General features: G+C 67.5%; 19 protein-coding genes. 7 read left to right on the forward strand and 12 right to left on the reverse strand.

What is annotated here, in order from left to right:
* Positions 1 to 40 precede the first annotated feature (40 nt).
* Complete coding sequence (locus RQG84_RS10870; RefSeq protein ID WP_311210042.1) at positions 41 to 991, forward strand: class II glutamine amidotransferase; 951 nt, start codon at positions 41 to 43, stop codon at positions 989 to 991.
* Between the two features lie 27 nt (positions 992 to 1,018).
* Here the strand turns inward: RQG84_RS10870 and RQG84_RS10875 are convergent, their stop codons facing one another.
* Positions 1,019 to 1,504: a DUF2243 domain-containing protein gene (locus RQG84_RS10875; protein WP_311210043.1), complete on the reverse strand. Its 486-nt coding sequence runs from the start codon at positions 1,502 to 1,504 to the stop codon at positions 1,019 to 1,021.
* 183 nt (positions 1,505 to 1,687) lie between these two features.
* Here RQG84_RS10875 and RQG84_RS10880 point away from each other — a divergent pair, with 183 nt between their 5' ends.
* Positions 1,688 to 2,374 carry a GAF and ANTAR domain-containing protein gene (locus RQG84_RS10880; RefSeq protein ID WP_311210044.1) on the forward strand — a complete coding sequence of 229 codons (687 nt, stop codon included), beginning with the start codon at positions 1,688 to 1,690 and terminating at the stop codon, positions 2,372 to 2,374.
* A 271-nt stretch (positions 2,375 to 2,645) separates the two neighbouring features.
* On the opposite strand, the gene RQG84_RS10885 is transcribed toward RQG84_RS10880, so the two are convergent.
* The 4 genes from RQG84_RS10885 to RQG84_RS10900 form a co-directional block, all read right to left on the reverse strand.
* Complete coding sequence (locus tag RQG84_RS10885; protein WP_311210045.1) at positions 2,646 to 3,068, reverse strand: hypothetical protein; 423 nt, start codon at positions 3,066 to 3,068, stop codon at positions 2,646 to 2,648.
* 14 nt (positions 3,069 to 3,082) lie between these two features.
* Positions 3,083 to 4,258, reverse strand: coding sequence for a hypothetical protein (locus tag RQG84_RS10890; protein WP_311210046.1), 1,176 nt, complete (start codon positions 4,256 to 4,258; stop codon positions 3,083 to 3,085).
* 365 nt (positions 4,259 to 4,623) lie between these two features.
* On the reverse strand, positions 4,624 to 5,352 hold the full coding sequence (locus RQG84_RS10895) for a hypothetical protein (RefSeq protein WP_311210047.1): 729 nt from the start codon (positions 5,350 to 5,352) through the stop codon (positions 4,624 to 4,626).
* Positions 5,321 to 5,572, reverse strand: a complete 252-nt coding sequence (locus RQG84_RS10900; RefSeq protein ID WP_311210048.1) for a hypothetical protein — start codon at positions 5,570 to 5,572, stop codon at positions 5,321 to 5,323. Before RQG84_RS10900 ends, RQG84_RS10895 begins: the two co-directional genes overlap by 32 nt.
* A 124-nt stretch (positions 5,573 to 5,696) precedes the next feature.
* Between RQG84_RS10900 and RQG84_RS10905 the strand changes: the two genes are divergently transcribed.
* The gene (locus RQG84_RS10905) at positions 5,697 to 6,209 is read left to right on the forward strand and encodes a hypothetical protein (protein ID WP_311210049.1); all 513 of its coding nucleotides are present in this window, start codon (positions 5,697 to 5,699) and stop codon (positions 6,207 to 6,209) included.
* Between the two features lie 69 nt (positions 6,210 to 6,278).
* The gene (locus tag RQG84_RS10910; protein ID WP_311210050.1) at positions 6,279 to 6,749 is read left to right on the forward strand and encodes a hypothetical protein; all 471 of its coding nucleotides are present in this window, start codon (positions 6,279 to 6,281) and stop codon (positions 6,747 to 6,749) included.
* A gap of 25 nt (positions 6,750 to 6,774) precedes the next feature.
* Here RQG84_RS10910 and RQG84_RS10915 read toward each other — a convergent pair whose 3' ends face one another.
* The 6 genes from RQG84_RS10915 to RQG84_RS10940 all read right to left on the reverse strand — a co-directional run bounded on the left by RQG84_RS10915 (position 6,775) and on the right by RQG84_RS10940 (position 10,234).
* Positions 6,775 to 7,191 (reverse strand): hypothetical protein, encoded by a 417-nt coding sequence (locus tag RQG84_RS10915; RefSeq protein WP_311210051.1) that lies wholly within the window; start codon positions 7,189 to 7,191, stop codon positions 6,775 to 6,777.
* Between the two features lie 46 nt (positions 7,192 to 7,237).
* A complete protein-coding gene (locus tag RQG84_RS10920) occupies positions 7,238 to 7,432 on the reverse strand; it encodes a hypothetical protein (protein ID WP_311210052.1) in 195 nt (64 codons plus the stop codon).
* Between the two features lie 121 nt (positions 7,433 to 7,553).
* Positions 7,554 to 8,204, reverse strand: a complete 651-nt coding sequence (locus RQG84_RS10925; RefSeq protein WP_311210053.1) for a thioredoxin domain-containing protein — start codon at positions 8,202 to 8,204, stop codon at positions 7,554 to 7,556.
* 34 nt (positions 8,205 to 8,238) lie between these two features.
* The gene (locus tag RQG84_RS10930) at positions 8,239 to 9,150 is read right to left on the reverse strand and encodes a cation diffusion facilitator family transporter (protein ID WP_311210054.1); all 912 of its coding nucleotides are present in this window, start codon (positions 9,148 to 9,150) and stop codon (positions 8,239 to 8,241) included.
* Positions 9,150 to 9,878 (reverse strand): cation transporter, encoded by a 729-nt coding sequence (locus tag RQG84_RS10935; RefSeq protein WP_311210055.1) that lies wholly within the window; start codon positions 9,876 to 9,878, stop codon positions 9,150 to 9,152. The genes RQG84_RS10930 and RQG84_RS10935 overlap by 1 nt, the downstream gene beginning before the upstream one ends.
* Positions 9,875 to 10,234 carry an ArsR/SmtB family transcription factor gene (locus tag RQG84_RS10940; protein WP_396135280.1) on the reverse strand — a complete coding sequence of 120 codons (360 nt, stop codon included), beginning with the start codon at positions 10,232 to 10,234 and terminating at the stop codon, positions 9,875 to 9,877. The genes RQG84_RS10935 and RQG84_RS10940 overlap by 4 nt, the downstream gene beginning before the upstream one ends.
* Positions 10,235 to 10,347: 113 nt before the next feature.
* Between RQG84_RS10940 and RQG84_RS10945 the strand changes: the two genes are divergently transcribed.
* From RQG84_RS10945 to RQG84_RS10955, 3 genes are all read left to right on the forward strand, one after another.
* Positions 10,348 to 10,791, forward strand: coding sequence for a hypothetical protein (locus RQG84_RS10945; protein ID WP_311210056.1), 444 nt, complete (start codon positions 10,348 to 10,350; stop codon positions 10,789 to 10,791).
* 208 nt (positions 10,792 to 10,999) lie between these two features.
* Positions 11,000 to 11,665 (forward strand): DUF4396 domain-containing protein, encoded by a 666-nt coding sequence (locus tag RQG84_RS10950; RefSeq protein WP_311210057.1) that lies wholly within the window; start codon positions 11,000 to 11,002, stop codon positions 11,663 to 11,665.
* 154 nt (positions 11,666 to 11,819) lie between these two features.
* Positions 11,820 to 12,119 (forward strand): thioredoxin family protein, encoded by a 300-nt coding sequence (locus tag RQG84_RS10955; protein ID WP_311210058.1) that lies wholly within the window; start codon positions 11,820 to 11,822, stop codon positions 12,117 to 12,119.
* 414 nt (positions 12,120 to 12,533) lie between these two features.
* Here the strand turns inward: RQG84_RS10955 and RQG84_RS10960 are convergent, their stop codons facing one another.
* Complete coding sequence (locus tag RQG84_RS10960) at positions 12,534 to 12,890, reverse strand: hypothetical protein (RefSeq protein ID WP_311210059.1); 357 nt, start codon at positions 12,888 to 12,890, stop codon at positions 12,534 to 12,536.
* Positions 12,891 to 13,017: the final 127 nt, after the last annotated feature.

Here is a 13,017-nt window from a genome sequence, read left to right on the forward strand (position 1 = left end):
GCGACCTCTCGCCGGAGCCGACCACCAGTGAGGGACGCCCATGTGCCGAGTTCTCGCCTACATCGGGCCGGAGGTCCCCGTCGAGAGCCTGCTGCTCACGCCGGAGAACAGTCTGGTCAACCAGTCGCTCGACCCGGAGCGTCACCCACAGCTGCAGCTCGCGGGCTGGGGCTTCGGCATCTGGAGCGAGCACCTGCTGAAGCCCGACGAGCCCCTGCTCTACCACCGGCCGATGGCGGCGTTCTACGACGACAACGCGCCCGGCATCGTCCCCAGCCTGCAGGCCAGCACGCTGCTGGCCCACGTGCGGGCCGCCGACTACGACGCGAGCTGTGTGCTGGCCGACGAGAACTGCCATCCCTTCTCGTTCCGCGGCGCCCCGTGGATCATCGCCCAGAACGGCGACCTGCCCGGCTGGCAGCTCCTGCAGCGTGAGCTGCTTCAGCACTGCAAGGACGAGTTCCTCAGCCAGATGCGTGGGACCACCGACACGGAGTTCCTGTACGTGCTCCTGCTGTCCCTGCTCGGTGACGACAGCGACGACGGCGTGCAGCTCGCGGTGGAGGAGCTGCTGCGGCTCGTGGCCAAGGCGATGGAGACGCTCGACCTCCCGGCTCTGACGAAGCTGAAGATGGCGCTCGTCGCGCCCGGACGCATCATCGGCGTCAACGCCGGGCTCGGGCACCAGGGCGAGACCGCGCCCGAGGGTGACTGGCGCGAGCTGCGCACGGCCGGACCGGGTACCGACGACTTCGCCCTGTCGATGCTGCTGGAGCCGATGTACCTGTCGGCGGGACGCGACTTCGAGCACGATGCCGGGACCTACGGGTTCGGGCAGTACTCGCGCGAGGAGGCGACGTCGGCCATCTTCGCCTCCGAGCCGTTGACCGACGAGGAGGACGACTGGTCCCTCCTCGAGTTCGGCCACGTGGTGTTCCTGCGCACGACGGACGAGGGAGTCAGCCAGGACGTCCGCGCGCTGTCGGTGTAGCTCGACGGGATCGCGGCGGCGGGCAGGTCAAGCCTGGCGTCGTGCACGGCCTCGTCGGTGCACGGCCCACCCGAGGACGAGCAGGAGCACGCTGAGGGCGAGGAAGCCGACGTCCCAGGACACCGGCCCTCCCAGGTCGTCACGCACGTGGTGGATGCGGAGCAGGTGGTGGTTCACCGTGCCCTCGACCAGGTTGAAGGAACCCCAGCCCACCAGCAGCAGCCCCACGTGCGTCGCGAGGTCGGGCGGCCCGTGCCGACGCGACTCGCGCACGAGGACGAAGGACCCCAGCAGCACGAACAGCCACGTCACGGCGTGGAAGAACCCGTCAGCGACCGAGTTGAGCTCGAGTCCGGCGAGCGTCGTCGCAGGCTCGCGGTGGGACAGCATGTGGTGCCACTGGAGGATCTGGTGCAGGACGATGCCGTCGACGAAGCCTCCGAACCCGATCCCCATCAGCAAGGAGCCCCACGACGTCCTCCGGCGAGCGGCGGGGCGCGAGGTGGTCGTCACGCGTGGACCGGTACCCGAACCTGGGACCCGCAAACGCTCTCCGGGTGCCGGAGACGACGCTTCTGCGCTCGACACCGTGAGTTCCGGTCCTCACCGGGTACGTGCCCGGTGGTACCCGCGGTCGCGGGTGCCCGTCAGGCACCGGGCCCGGTGTCCTGGACCCAGCCAGCGGAGGTCGACACCATGGAACTCCAGCAGCTCTTCTCCACCATGGCGGTGGAGCTGAGTCCGCAGACCGACACGGAGGCTCTCGAGAGCATCGGACAGTACGCCTGTCGGGCCGTGGACGCCGACGACTCCGGCATCCTGCTCCTGCGAGCGCGCGGACGGATCGAGACGCCGGTCAGCACCTCACGCGTGGTGAACGAGGCGCATGCGCGCCAGGCCGAGCTCGACGAGGGACCGTGCCTCGACGTGGTCCGCACCGACACCTCCGTCCTGTTCACCGGGGACGCGGCCCGCGATCCCCGGTGGCCGCAGTGGGGCGCCTATGCCGAGGATCGCGGCTTCCCCAGCTCGCTGAGCGTGCGCCTGGCTGTCGGCGACCGCCGCTACGGCTCCCTGAACGTGTACGCCCGGCGCCGCGACGCCTTCACGTCGAGCGACGCCGACACGTTGAGCGTCCTCGGTGCCCATGCGTCCGTGGCCCTGGCCGCGGCGCAGGAGCGTGCGCACCTCATGCGCGCGATCGACAACCGGACGGTCATCGGCCAGGCCCAGGGGGTCCTGATGACGGTCTTCGACATCGACGCCGAGACCGCGTTCGCCTACCTGACGCGTCTCTCGCAGGGCCGCAACGTCAAGCTCAGCGAGGTGGCGGCCGAGATCGTGGACCAGCGCTCGGAGATCGCGTCCCGTCCGAAGGGTTGACCGGCGTCTCCGGCGCCTCTGGAACGACGAAGGGACCGGCCTGTAGGCCGGTCCCTTCACTGTGGGGTGGTGACGAAACTCAAACGCCCTGGAACTGAAGGGCGAAAAATGCCGCCATTCGAGGGCTTCACACGATGTCGGCGAAATGATCACACATTTTCGGTCCTAGATCCTGTCGTTCCAGCTCATTCCCTTGTTTGGCCGTGATGCCGGGGAGAACCTGGGGGTCTGCGGCCGACGCGGCTACGCGCTTCGCGGCAACATGCCCGCGTCAGACGGAGGCGTCAATCAAGTGCGCGAGCTCGGTCGGGGTCGTTGTGGGCACTCCGAACGCGGCGGCCGTAGCTAGCACTGCCTTGTCCAGGGTCACGATGGACCAACGATCGGGTAGCAGGGTCAACGCCTCTTGGTCGAGCGCTGCCAACGCCGAGGCGACCAGAACCGGGTCGGCGGTGCCCTTGTACCCGTACAGATCGATGAGTTCGGTGTTGCCGAGCGGGACGGCCGCCATGACCCTCCGTACGTAGCGAAGGACCGAGGGGGTGACGGCGAAGGCAAGGCTGAGGAGCGAGGCGTGATCGGGGGCGCCCCCGGCCTCGCGCAGAACATCCTCCGGGATGCGGCACCTCTCCCTGAACGTCGTGCTTCTTCGGCGGCGTTCACCCAGGAACGTCAGCGCGTTGTTGTCCACCATGAACCGCTGGGTACTCATCGCACTGCCGCCCGAAAGTCATCGATCTGAGCGGGCTTCAGCTTGTTGGAGAACATGACCCTGCAGAAGTCGCGCCGTCCGATCTCGCCGGCGTCCAGGAGCCCCAGCATGCGGCGCGAGCACTCCGTCCCGTTGTACTTGCGCAGGGCGTTGACGGGCTTGGCGTTGCGTTTTGGGGGGTCGACGCGACGCGCGTACTCGTCAGCAAGCTGGTCCATGTGTTCGCGGAAGGTGTCCTGCGGCAGCAGGTCCAGGCGCCGCGCTCTCATCGCCAGAGCACTCGGCGTGACCTTGTAGAGGTTGGCGGCGTCTTTGACCGCTGCCAACGACTCAAGGTCTAGAGTGCTGATCTCTGACGACGGGAGAAGGACCTCGCCGGCGGTGTCGAACTCGCGAGGCGTGGTCTCGTCCTTGGTGTGACCGTCATAGGTGACCGGAGCGAAGGTTCCGCGCGCGACCATGACCGTCAGCAGGACCAGTGTGAAGACCTTGCGACCGGTCGGTTCGAGACGTTCGCCTTCGTCTCCGCTGGCCAGGAAGATGTACGGGACCCGTGCGTCCTTGATCGTCATCCCGCTGAAGCGTGTCCGTCTTGGCATCTGTTGCGGCATGTGGTTCTTTGCGCTCCTACCGACCAAGATCTGCCTTGCCTCCAGCGCGCTGATGAGCAATTCCAGGGCCGCCTCCTTGGACTTGGCGGCCTTGAGATCGTCGTTCGTGAAACCCAGCTGACGTCGGAGGGTGTCGGCGTCGTGCCGCACAGACGTGCCGGGCTTGCCGAGGCAGCCGACGACCGTGTTCGGGGTCAGGGTCGTGTCGGCGCGCAGAATCATCTGCTTGCGCAGGAGGTCCTTGACGATCAGCTCTACGTCCGCCAGCCGCACGATGTTGCGGGAGTTCATCGAGAAGGATGGCTTGGTGAACCCGGCCATCAACTTCTCGTTCTTCAGGCGGATTTGTTCCAGGACGACGTCCACCGGTGCGAAGAACAGCGGGTACGGGATCTCGGCGACTGTCGCCATCTCGACAAGCTCTCGGAACGAAATGCGATTCCGCTCGAGGGCCGCCTGAACCGGAGCCCGATCGGCGGCGACCGAGTTCTCGAACAGCGAAGCGAACACGTCGCGGTCCACAGGCAGGGGCTCGCCGTTGAGCATCACGTCGATGGTCACGGCGGCCCTTTCGATCTGCGGTTAGGCACCATGGTCCCGTCGGGAACTTAGACGTTTGTACAGACACGCCGTGGAGGAGAACGTCAGATTGCCGGCAGCACCGGCGGCGACTCGCCTAAGTCACTGCGCCTCTCTGGCAGACGGCGTGAGCACCAGGTACCGACCGCTGCCATCTTCGGACCACTGCGCAGCATGCGCGACTCGGGAGCGGCGACCGGTGGCGTACTCGACCTCAATGCGGTCCGGACGCCCGGCCGGTCCGAGGAGTTCGCGCGCTGGGACCGTGGCTGAGCCCCACGTAGCACTTGCTGCGTCTGCCACCTGGACGCGAGCGAGTCCGTCGCCATCGCTCGCGACGGCCGAGGTCACGGCGGCCCACGGGGCGGTCCCCAACCGACGACCAGCCGCACGTCGCCGTCCAGGTCTGCAGGCAGCTCGACCGTCATGTCTTCGTCAAGCTGTTGGGCATACCGCATGACGCAGTCGTCACCGCCGACCTGGCGTATCCGTCCCGGGTCTACTCCTAGTTCGACGAGCCTGCCTCCTACGAGATCCGGAAACGGGTCTACGACCACCACCTCGCACGTCGCGTTCACGATCGTGTCGGCAAGCATCCCGCTGGTGACAAGGTCCGTGAGCGGGAGCGAGTACCCGACAACAGTTACGCGGTCCGCCGCGGTCAGCGCTTGAGCCGTCGTACGCCACAACTCACGGGCCAGCGGGTTGGCGTAGAACGACGACTTCGCTGCCGCCGGCGGGACGATGTACGCCTCCGTGCCCGGCAGGACTTGGCGGCGGTCCTCGTCATCCGGTACTTGCGGCTCGCCCCATCTACCAGGCATGTGCCACCGGCCGATGCTTGCTCCGGATACGTCGCCGGGTATCCAGAACGTGTCCACAGAACCGTGCAGCTTCAGGTACCTGAACGTGTCGGACCTTTGGGTGCCCCAACGCATCCCCTCGGCAGGACGCTCTCGCAGGGGCGGCATGTGCCGGATGATTTCGGCTCCGGTGACCAGCCGGCTATCTCGGTCGAACAGGCCCGCCATGCCGACCGCCGTCTCAACGAGCGTGTCGTAGTTGAACGTGGCCACCGTGCCCGTTCTTCGCCGCGCTCAGGTCGGGTTGGGGTTCCGCCAGCCGGGATAGCCAGCGTTCAAGTTGCGAGCCGTCGAACTCGAGACGCTCGAGCCCGCTTGCTCCCCGAGTACTCAGCAGGTTCAGCACCTCCTGACCCAACTCGGCAGTCATCGGCATCGCGCTCGACACAGCCCTTGAGAACCCCGCCCCAAGGATGACAACATCGCCGGTCATCCGGCGACTGTACCGAGCGATGACTGGTGCCGCGCGGAGCGGCCGTAGCGGCGCACGCGCTTCCAGCACACGAGCACTGGCTGCATCAGCACCTCCGTCACGCGCTACGTGGCAACATGCGGGCATGACAGACCAGCCGGTTCCCTCCCCCGAGCCCGCACCATCTAATAGCGGCGAGGCCGAACCGGTGCTGTTGAAATTGTCCGAGGTCCACCGCCAGACGGGCGTGGACGTGGACGCGCTGAGGATGCTGATCGAGGACAAGCTGCTCGTCCGCGGCGTCGAGCGTGGTCGAGCCGGCCATGTGTACCTACGAGCGGACTGTCTGCCGACGTTTCAGTCCCTGCTGAGGCTCTTACGTGAGCAGCTGCTGCACGAGCTGCGAACAGCGCAGAAGCACATGCGGCGGGTTGAGCAGGAGGTGGAAGCCGTGCGCAACGACCTCGACCTCGCGGTCGAGGACCCGGACGCTCCGTTGCGGCATGACCTGCTGACATTGCGGGCTCGCTCGCACGACCCCAGAGACTCCAGCTTGGCCAGCGCCCTGTCGGGGTTGGAGTTCTCGGCGTGGGCAGTCCGGCGGTACCAGGATGCGATCCAGCGCACGGAAGGCCTGGCGCACTTCCAGGTGGACTGAGCCAGAACAGCCCTCGCGGGGGGGAGGTGGCCCCGTACAGTCCTGTTCGGGCACACCATCTCCGAAGGGATGCCGCCGGTGACACGCAAGACCCTGCTGTGCGTTGCAATCAGCGCGGTCGTTGCGACGATGCTCGCCGCGTGCGGCACGACCTCGCAGTCGGACTCAGCTCCCGCACCGCTCGCGGCGGTTACGGCGACCACTGACTCTGCGACGCCGGCACCCCCGGACGAGGCCGTCCTAGAGGTGACGTCGTCGTGCGAGAACGAGTTCCCGCTGGTCATCGAGCCGTCCACCTACTCGTTGGTCGCGACCGGGAACGTCTCGAACTCCGGCACCGTCGCGGGTGAAGTCGACGTCACGGCCCAGTGGTTCCCGGTCGGGCAGGAGGCCTACACGGCGACCAAGACCGTCACAGTCGGTCCAGGCGAAGATGTCCGTGTCCCGTTCTCGGAGAAGGTCCCTACCGAGGTGATGAACGGGATGGTCGGTCTCCAGCACGGCGACCAGATGTGCGACGTCAACATCACACCGAAGTAGCCATCCCTGCGGAGGCGGGTGCTGGTCAGCCTCCGGCGCGGTACCTGTCGGCGTACCGCCGAACAGCTCGCTCGACGCGGCGGGGACTGCTGGCCACGACCTGCTCCGGGATGTCGCCGGACAGCAGGGAGACAGGCTCAGTCAGCCACGCCCAAATCTTCCACGGCGACAGTCCCGCATCCTGAAGGACTGCGACATGTGTGGCCAGCTCGGGCCGCAGGTCGCCGGTGTCGGTGAACTGGAACGTCGGGTAGACGGGGCCTTCGGCGTCGGCGAGGACCAGGACTGCGCTCCCCTGTGTTCGAGCCCAGTCTGCGGTGGCCTCGATGTTGGGGTCGCGTCGCTGGGACCGGAGCGCTTCAAGATCCAGCACCCCGGACTCGAGCAGGCGCGCTTGCATGTCGCGGAACGCTTGGCGCCACTTCTCGATCGGGTCGGTCACCGTCCCATCGTGGCTCCAGCCACCGACAGAGCCGCGGTGTTCGGACTCAACTCAGGACGGTGGTGGTGCCGTCGGGCCGGTACTCGACCATGCGTCCGTCCTCGTCCAACGCGACGGTCGTGATGCCCCCGGTAGCGAGGATGTCACCGAGGTGGGTTTCTTCGACCGCTCGCGCGAGCGCCTCCCCTAGGGCCATGTTCTTGGCCTGCTCTGCGGCACTCCTGCGAGGCACGACGCTCATGCCTCCAGTGTGCTCCCGCACCGCTCGCGGATCCAGAGGCCCTCAGTTGACGCACCTCACGTCTTGGCAGCAACGGGGCGCCGAGGAGGGGACGCGACCTTGAAGAAGGCTCGCGCTCGTCCTACTTCGCCAGGGCATTGTCGATGGCGTTGATGAACTCGCCGGGCGTCGACGGGGTCAGGGGTTCGCCATTGAGGAAGAACGACGGGGTGCCGGTGACGCCGAGCCGCTGCCCGTCGGCCACGTCCTTGGCCACGCGCGCTGCAACGTCGGGGCTGGCGACGTCGGCGTCGTACTGGGCCATGTCGAGGCCGAGCTCCTGGGCGTAGCTGCGGAAGAGGTCGGCCTTGGAGTCTTGGGACTCTCCCCACTCGGCCTGGGTGTCGTACATCCGCTTGTACATGTCCTCGAGCTTGCCCTGACGGGCGGCGGACTCCACCGCGTAGGCGGCATTGTTCGCGTTGGTGTGGCTGGGGATCGGGAAGTAGCGCAGGACGAACGTGACCTGGCCGTCGTACTGCTCGCGAAGCTGCTCGACGAACGGGTAAGCGGCGCGGCAGGCCTCGCACTCGAAGTCCAGGAACTCCACGAGCGTGACCTTGCCGTCGTCGGCGGTGTCGAGGCGGTGGCTGTCCGCGCGGACGGTGATGTCCTGTCGTTCGGCAGCGTCGGCGGGTTCGGTGCCGGCGAGGTTCTGGTAGACGAACGCACCACCGAACAGGGCTACTGCGATGAGGCCGAACAGGATCGCGATCTTGGTCTGTCTGGTCATGGTCTTCATCGGTCGTCTCGTTCCTGGGTGTGGGTCACCAGTCGATCTCGTGGCACTCGCGTGCTGCTGTGCGTTCGACCTGGAGGGTGGCGTGCTCGATGGCGTAGGTGGTCTTCAACGTGGTGCGGGCGTGTTCGAGGATGCGGGGGAACTCATCGGTGTCGTCGGCGACGAGGTGGGCGGTGGCCACGTTCATGCCCGACGTCAGCACCCAGATGTGCAGGTCGTGGACGTCGGTGACGCCGGGGATGGCGGCCAGGTCGTCAGCGACCGCGTCGATGGCCATCCCCTCTGGGACGTGCTGACCCAGGACGGCCAGGACCTGCCGGCCGAGGATGACGGCGCGGACGGCGACGAACGCACCGATGGCCACGGCAACGGCCGTGTCCCACCACGCCTGCCCGGTGGTCGCGATGAGGATGCCGGCGGCAATGACACCGACGGACCCGGCGGTGTCGGCGACGACCTCGAAGTAGGCGCCCTTGACGTTCAGGCTCTCCTTGGAGCCGACCCGCAGCAGGAGCATCACGACGATGTTGACGACCAGGCCGAGCCCGCCGACCACGACCATGGGCCCCGAGGAGACCTCGGGGTCGCTGCCGATGCGGCTGATGGCCTCGATGACCACGTAGGCCGACACTGCCAGCATCAGCAGGACGGTCAGGCCTGAGGCGAAGACCTCGGCCCGGTAGGACCCGAACGACCGGCGGCCGGTCGTGTCCTTGCGGGTCGCGATCTTGGTCGCGGCCAGCGCAGCACCTAGGGCGACGACGTCGGCTGCCATGTGGCCGGCATCGGAGATCAGAGCCAGGGAGTCCGCGAGCAGGCCGTAGACGAGCTCGACGACGAAGAACGTCGCGATGAGGCCAAACGCGATGGCCAGCTTGCCGCGGTACTTGGCACCGGCGTGTCCTGCCGGGGGCCCGTGGCTGTGCCCGGATCCCATCAGAGGCTCCTGTCCGTGCCGAGCTGAAGGGTCTGCGGCTCGCTGGCTGGTGCGCAGCAGTCGTCCTGGCAGTCGGTGCATCCGCACCCGGCGGTGTCGTCGCTGTCTCGGCTGATGGGTGAGCAGCATCCATCGCCGCGCCACGCCTCGAGTCCTTCGCGCACGGCGACGCCGGCGATGATGAGCCCAGCGATGGGGTCGGCCCACGACCAGCCCAGCGTTGCGTTGAGGATCAGGCCGACCAGCAGCACCGCGGACAGGTACGTGCACAGCAGCGTTTGTGTGCCGTCGGCGACGACCGCGTTCGAGCCGAGCGCCTTGCCGGTGCGGCGCTGCGCGTAGGAGATGAACGGCATCACGACCAGCGACACCGCGGCCAGGACGATGCCCACGGTCGACGGGTCGGACTCGGCGCCGGTCAGCAGGCTGCGGACGGACTCGAACCCGACGTAGGCGGCCAGGGCGAAGAACGAGAATGCCAGCAGTCGCAGCGCCTGCTGCTCGCGGGACTCCGGGATGCGGTGGGAGAACTGCCACAGGATGATCAGGCCGCTGGAGACCTCGACGACCGAGTCCAGGCCGAAACCGACCAGGGCCACGGACCCGGCCACGATGCCGGCGGTGATGGCGATGACGGCCTCGACGACGTTGTACGTCACCGACAGGCCGGCGAGCATCTTGGCGCGCCTACCCAAGCGCTGCTTGGTTGCCAGGTCGAGGGTGCTCATCGGTTGACTCCGTAGGTCGGGCACAGGGTGACGGCGAACCCGGTCAGGTCCAGCAACGTCTCGGCCGCTGCCAGCAGCTGGGTCGTCGCTTCGGGGTGGGTGACACTGAACACCGACGCTCGGCCCTGCGGTCGGGAGGTGACCAGACCGCACTCCTTCAGGCAAGCAAGGTGCTTGGAGACGGTGGACTGGGCCAGTCCCAGGTGCTCGGTCAGCTCGACCACCCGGTGTTCTCCGGACAACAGGTGCTGCAGGATCACCAGGCGCGAGCGGTCACTGAACCCGTGGAACAGGCACGCAGCAGCGGTCAGAGGTTCCTCGGCTGCCGCATCGACCGCGTCCAATGTCATCGTCATACGGCGATGCTATGACGTGAGCGTGCTGAAAGACAAGCGGTTTCCCCGGCGGGCTCTCAGACGTTCTGACTTCCACCGGGCCGGAACACGCTGCGGTACGTACGATGAACGCGATGTCGAACGCCTCCGCCGCCCGCCCGGCGACCACCCGCCACGGGTGGTTGCTGCTCGTTCTGGCGCCCGCGTTGATCGTGGGCATCGTGCTCATGCACAGCCTGATGAGCGCGCCCGCCATCGGTGGCATGTCCGCTATGGACGACTCGATGACGTCCATGGCGATGACCCACCCAGCCGCCGCCACCCACGCAGCCGTGTCGCCGACCGGCGCGGACGCCCCAATGGGTCACGGCACCGGTGGGATGCCGGACTGCGGCGGCCTGATGATCATGTGCCTGGCGTTGCTGGTCTCGGCTTTGGCCCTCGCCGCTTGGCGTCGAGGCCCGTCTACGCGGGTCCTGTGGCAGCAAGCGCGTCCGACCCTCGTTCACCTAGGTAGCATGCGCGGGACCTTCGAGGCCCTGACACCACGACAACGGACCACCGTCATCCGCTGCTGACAGGCACCTCAAGCGCGACACTTCCCCGACCTTCACGGCTCCCGTTGCAGGTGCTGTCATCGACCGCACGCGACACCGCCGCGCCGCTGCTGGCGCTGCTCGCCCTGACGCGCGCGTTCCTATAGCAGCGCCGTCACGCGCCACGGCACAAGGGACACACGCGCTTGCGCACGCCTACTCACACCCCCTTCCGACAGAGGAACCTCACATGAACATGACCAACAACGTCCCCGCCTGGGTCACGCCCGTGGCCTGGGCCTACATCGCCCTTGCCGTGCTCAGCGCAGCTCTCATCGCCGCCGACATCTACGGCCGAGGGCGACGGCACCGCACCATCGCCACCGAGATTGTCTGGGTGTGCTCTGGTCTCTACCTCGGACCCGCAGCACTGTGGCTGTACACCAAGACCGGTCGAGCTCCTGCCCGCACCGGCCACGTCGACCGCGACTCCGCAGCGTCGGCGGCGACCGTCAGCCTGCCCGGCGGGGCGGCCAGCGCCGTTGCGCACCTCGTCGGGGTGCCCCTGGTGCTGGCCTCCGGCCTGACCATCGCCGGCATCGACCTGTGGGTCATGCTGCTGGTCATCGGCGCACTGGCCATCGTGCTGCTGTTCACGTTCGAGCGAACCGCAGCCACAGGCGTGAGCGTCGGCGCCGCAGCAGGCGCAGCGGTGCTGACCGTGCTGGCGTTCGACATTGGCATGGCCAGCTGGATGCTGCTGCTGCACTTCAACGAGTACATGCCGCCCGCCTCCGAGGGGTCGTTCTGGTTCCTCATGCAGATCGGCATCGTTCTCGGCCTGGCCACCGGCTACCCGGTCGCCGCGGCCCTGGCACGCCGCAACGGTGCCGCCACGGCAGCCAGCACGCGGTAGACACCACGACGAGCGGGCACGCGAAGGGGCCGCACCGAGCCTGCACCCGGCAAGGGCGCGGCCCCGGCGCTGCGGACCACGCCGATCGGGTCGTCTGCCGGTGACGGCGGTGGCACAGTAGGAAGTGAACCCTGCCGGCCAGAAGGAGCATCCGATGCGTGTTGAGCTGCTGTACTTCGATGGATGCCCGAACTGGACGGTCGCCGACGAGCGGCTTTCCGAGGCACTTCGGGCCGCCAATCACCAGGACGCCATCGTGGAGCGTCGCCGGGTCGAGACCGTCGAGGAGGCAGAGGCGACCGGGTTCCTGGGGTCTCCAACCATCCGCATCGACGGCATCGACCCGTTCGCGTCCGGTACCGAGCAGGTGGGGCTCGCCTGCCGGGTCTACACCACGCCGACAGGGCTCAGTGGCTCACCCACCACCGACCAGCTGATCGCGGCCCTGCCGTGAGACGCGCGGTTCTTGTGCTGGTCGGCGCCTACGTCCTCATCGCAGTCGGCAACAGGCTCGCGGAGCACCTCGGCGCGATGCGCTGCGACTGCGCCACGGACTGCTGGTGCCGCAAGCCCGTCCTGAGCCTGTTCCGCTGGGTTTTCCCATGGGAGCACCGGTCCGCGCACACCGCGGAGGCCGACACCGAACTCGTCTCGACGCGCAGCTGAGCCGTAGCCGTAGCCGAGGGGCAGAGCCCGCGAAAAGCCGACCGGAGGTGCCCGCAAGCAGACGCCGGAAGCTCTACAGGTTCCGTCAAGTGGGTCTACGGTTGGGGCGAACTACCGGCTCGCTCGGTGCCGCCTGTAGGCGCAGTGGACGCCAGAAGGGCGGGGTGAGCACGAATGCTCACCCCACCCTTGGTCGTTCGACTTAGGCAGCCTGTGGCAGTTCCAGATTGATCTGCGCCTCGGCCGCGATGGCCTCGCACAGGCTGCACCCGGGAGTCAGGACTCCAAGCGGGTGCTCGTAGGAGAGCTCCTCCACCGCCCAGAGTCCGAACTGCTCCTCATGCAGGTCCGGCAACTCGTCCTGGATCGTCTGCTCCAGTTCCAGCTGCAGCGACCACAACGCGGTCACATCGTCGAGCGAGTGCGACCGGTGCTCAGCCGCGGTGATCGCGACCCGGCGCCGCATCATCAACAGGACATCCATGCGTCGACGTGCCTTCACGTCGCTCAACTGGACGACCCCAGCGAGGTCGTCCTGACTCCAGTCGTTTGTCTTCATTTGTGGCCCTCCAGGGGGCGTGGGCGCTGCCTCGGACCTGGATGTCCTCGGTCATGCGCGGAGCGGCCGAAGCCCTCGGGTAGCACCGTGCCGGCGCTCGCCGTTAGCGCAATGGAGAACGCCACCG

The sequence above is a fragment of the Aeromicrobium sp. WCS2018Hpa-31 genome (genome assembly GCF_031843905.1).
In the GTDB taxonomy this organism is placed as follows: domain Bacteria; phylum Actinomycetota; class Actinomycetes; order Propionibacteriales; family Nocardioidaceae; genus Aeromicrobium.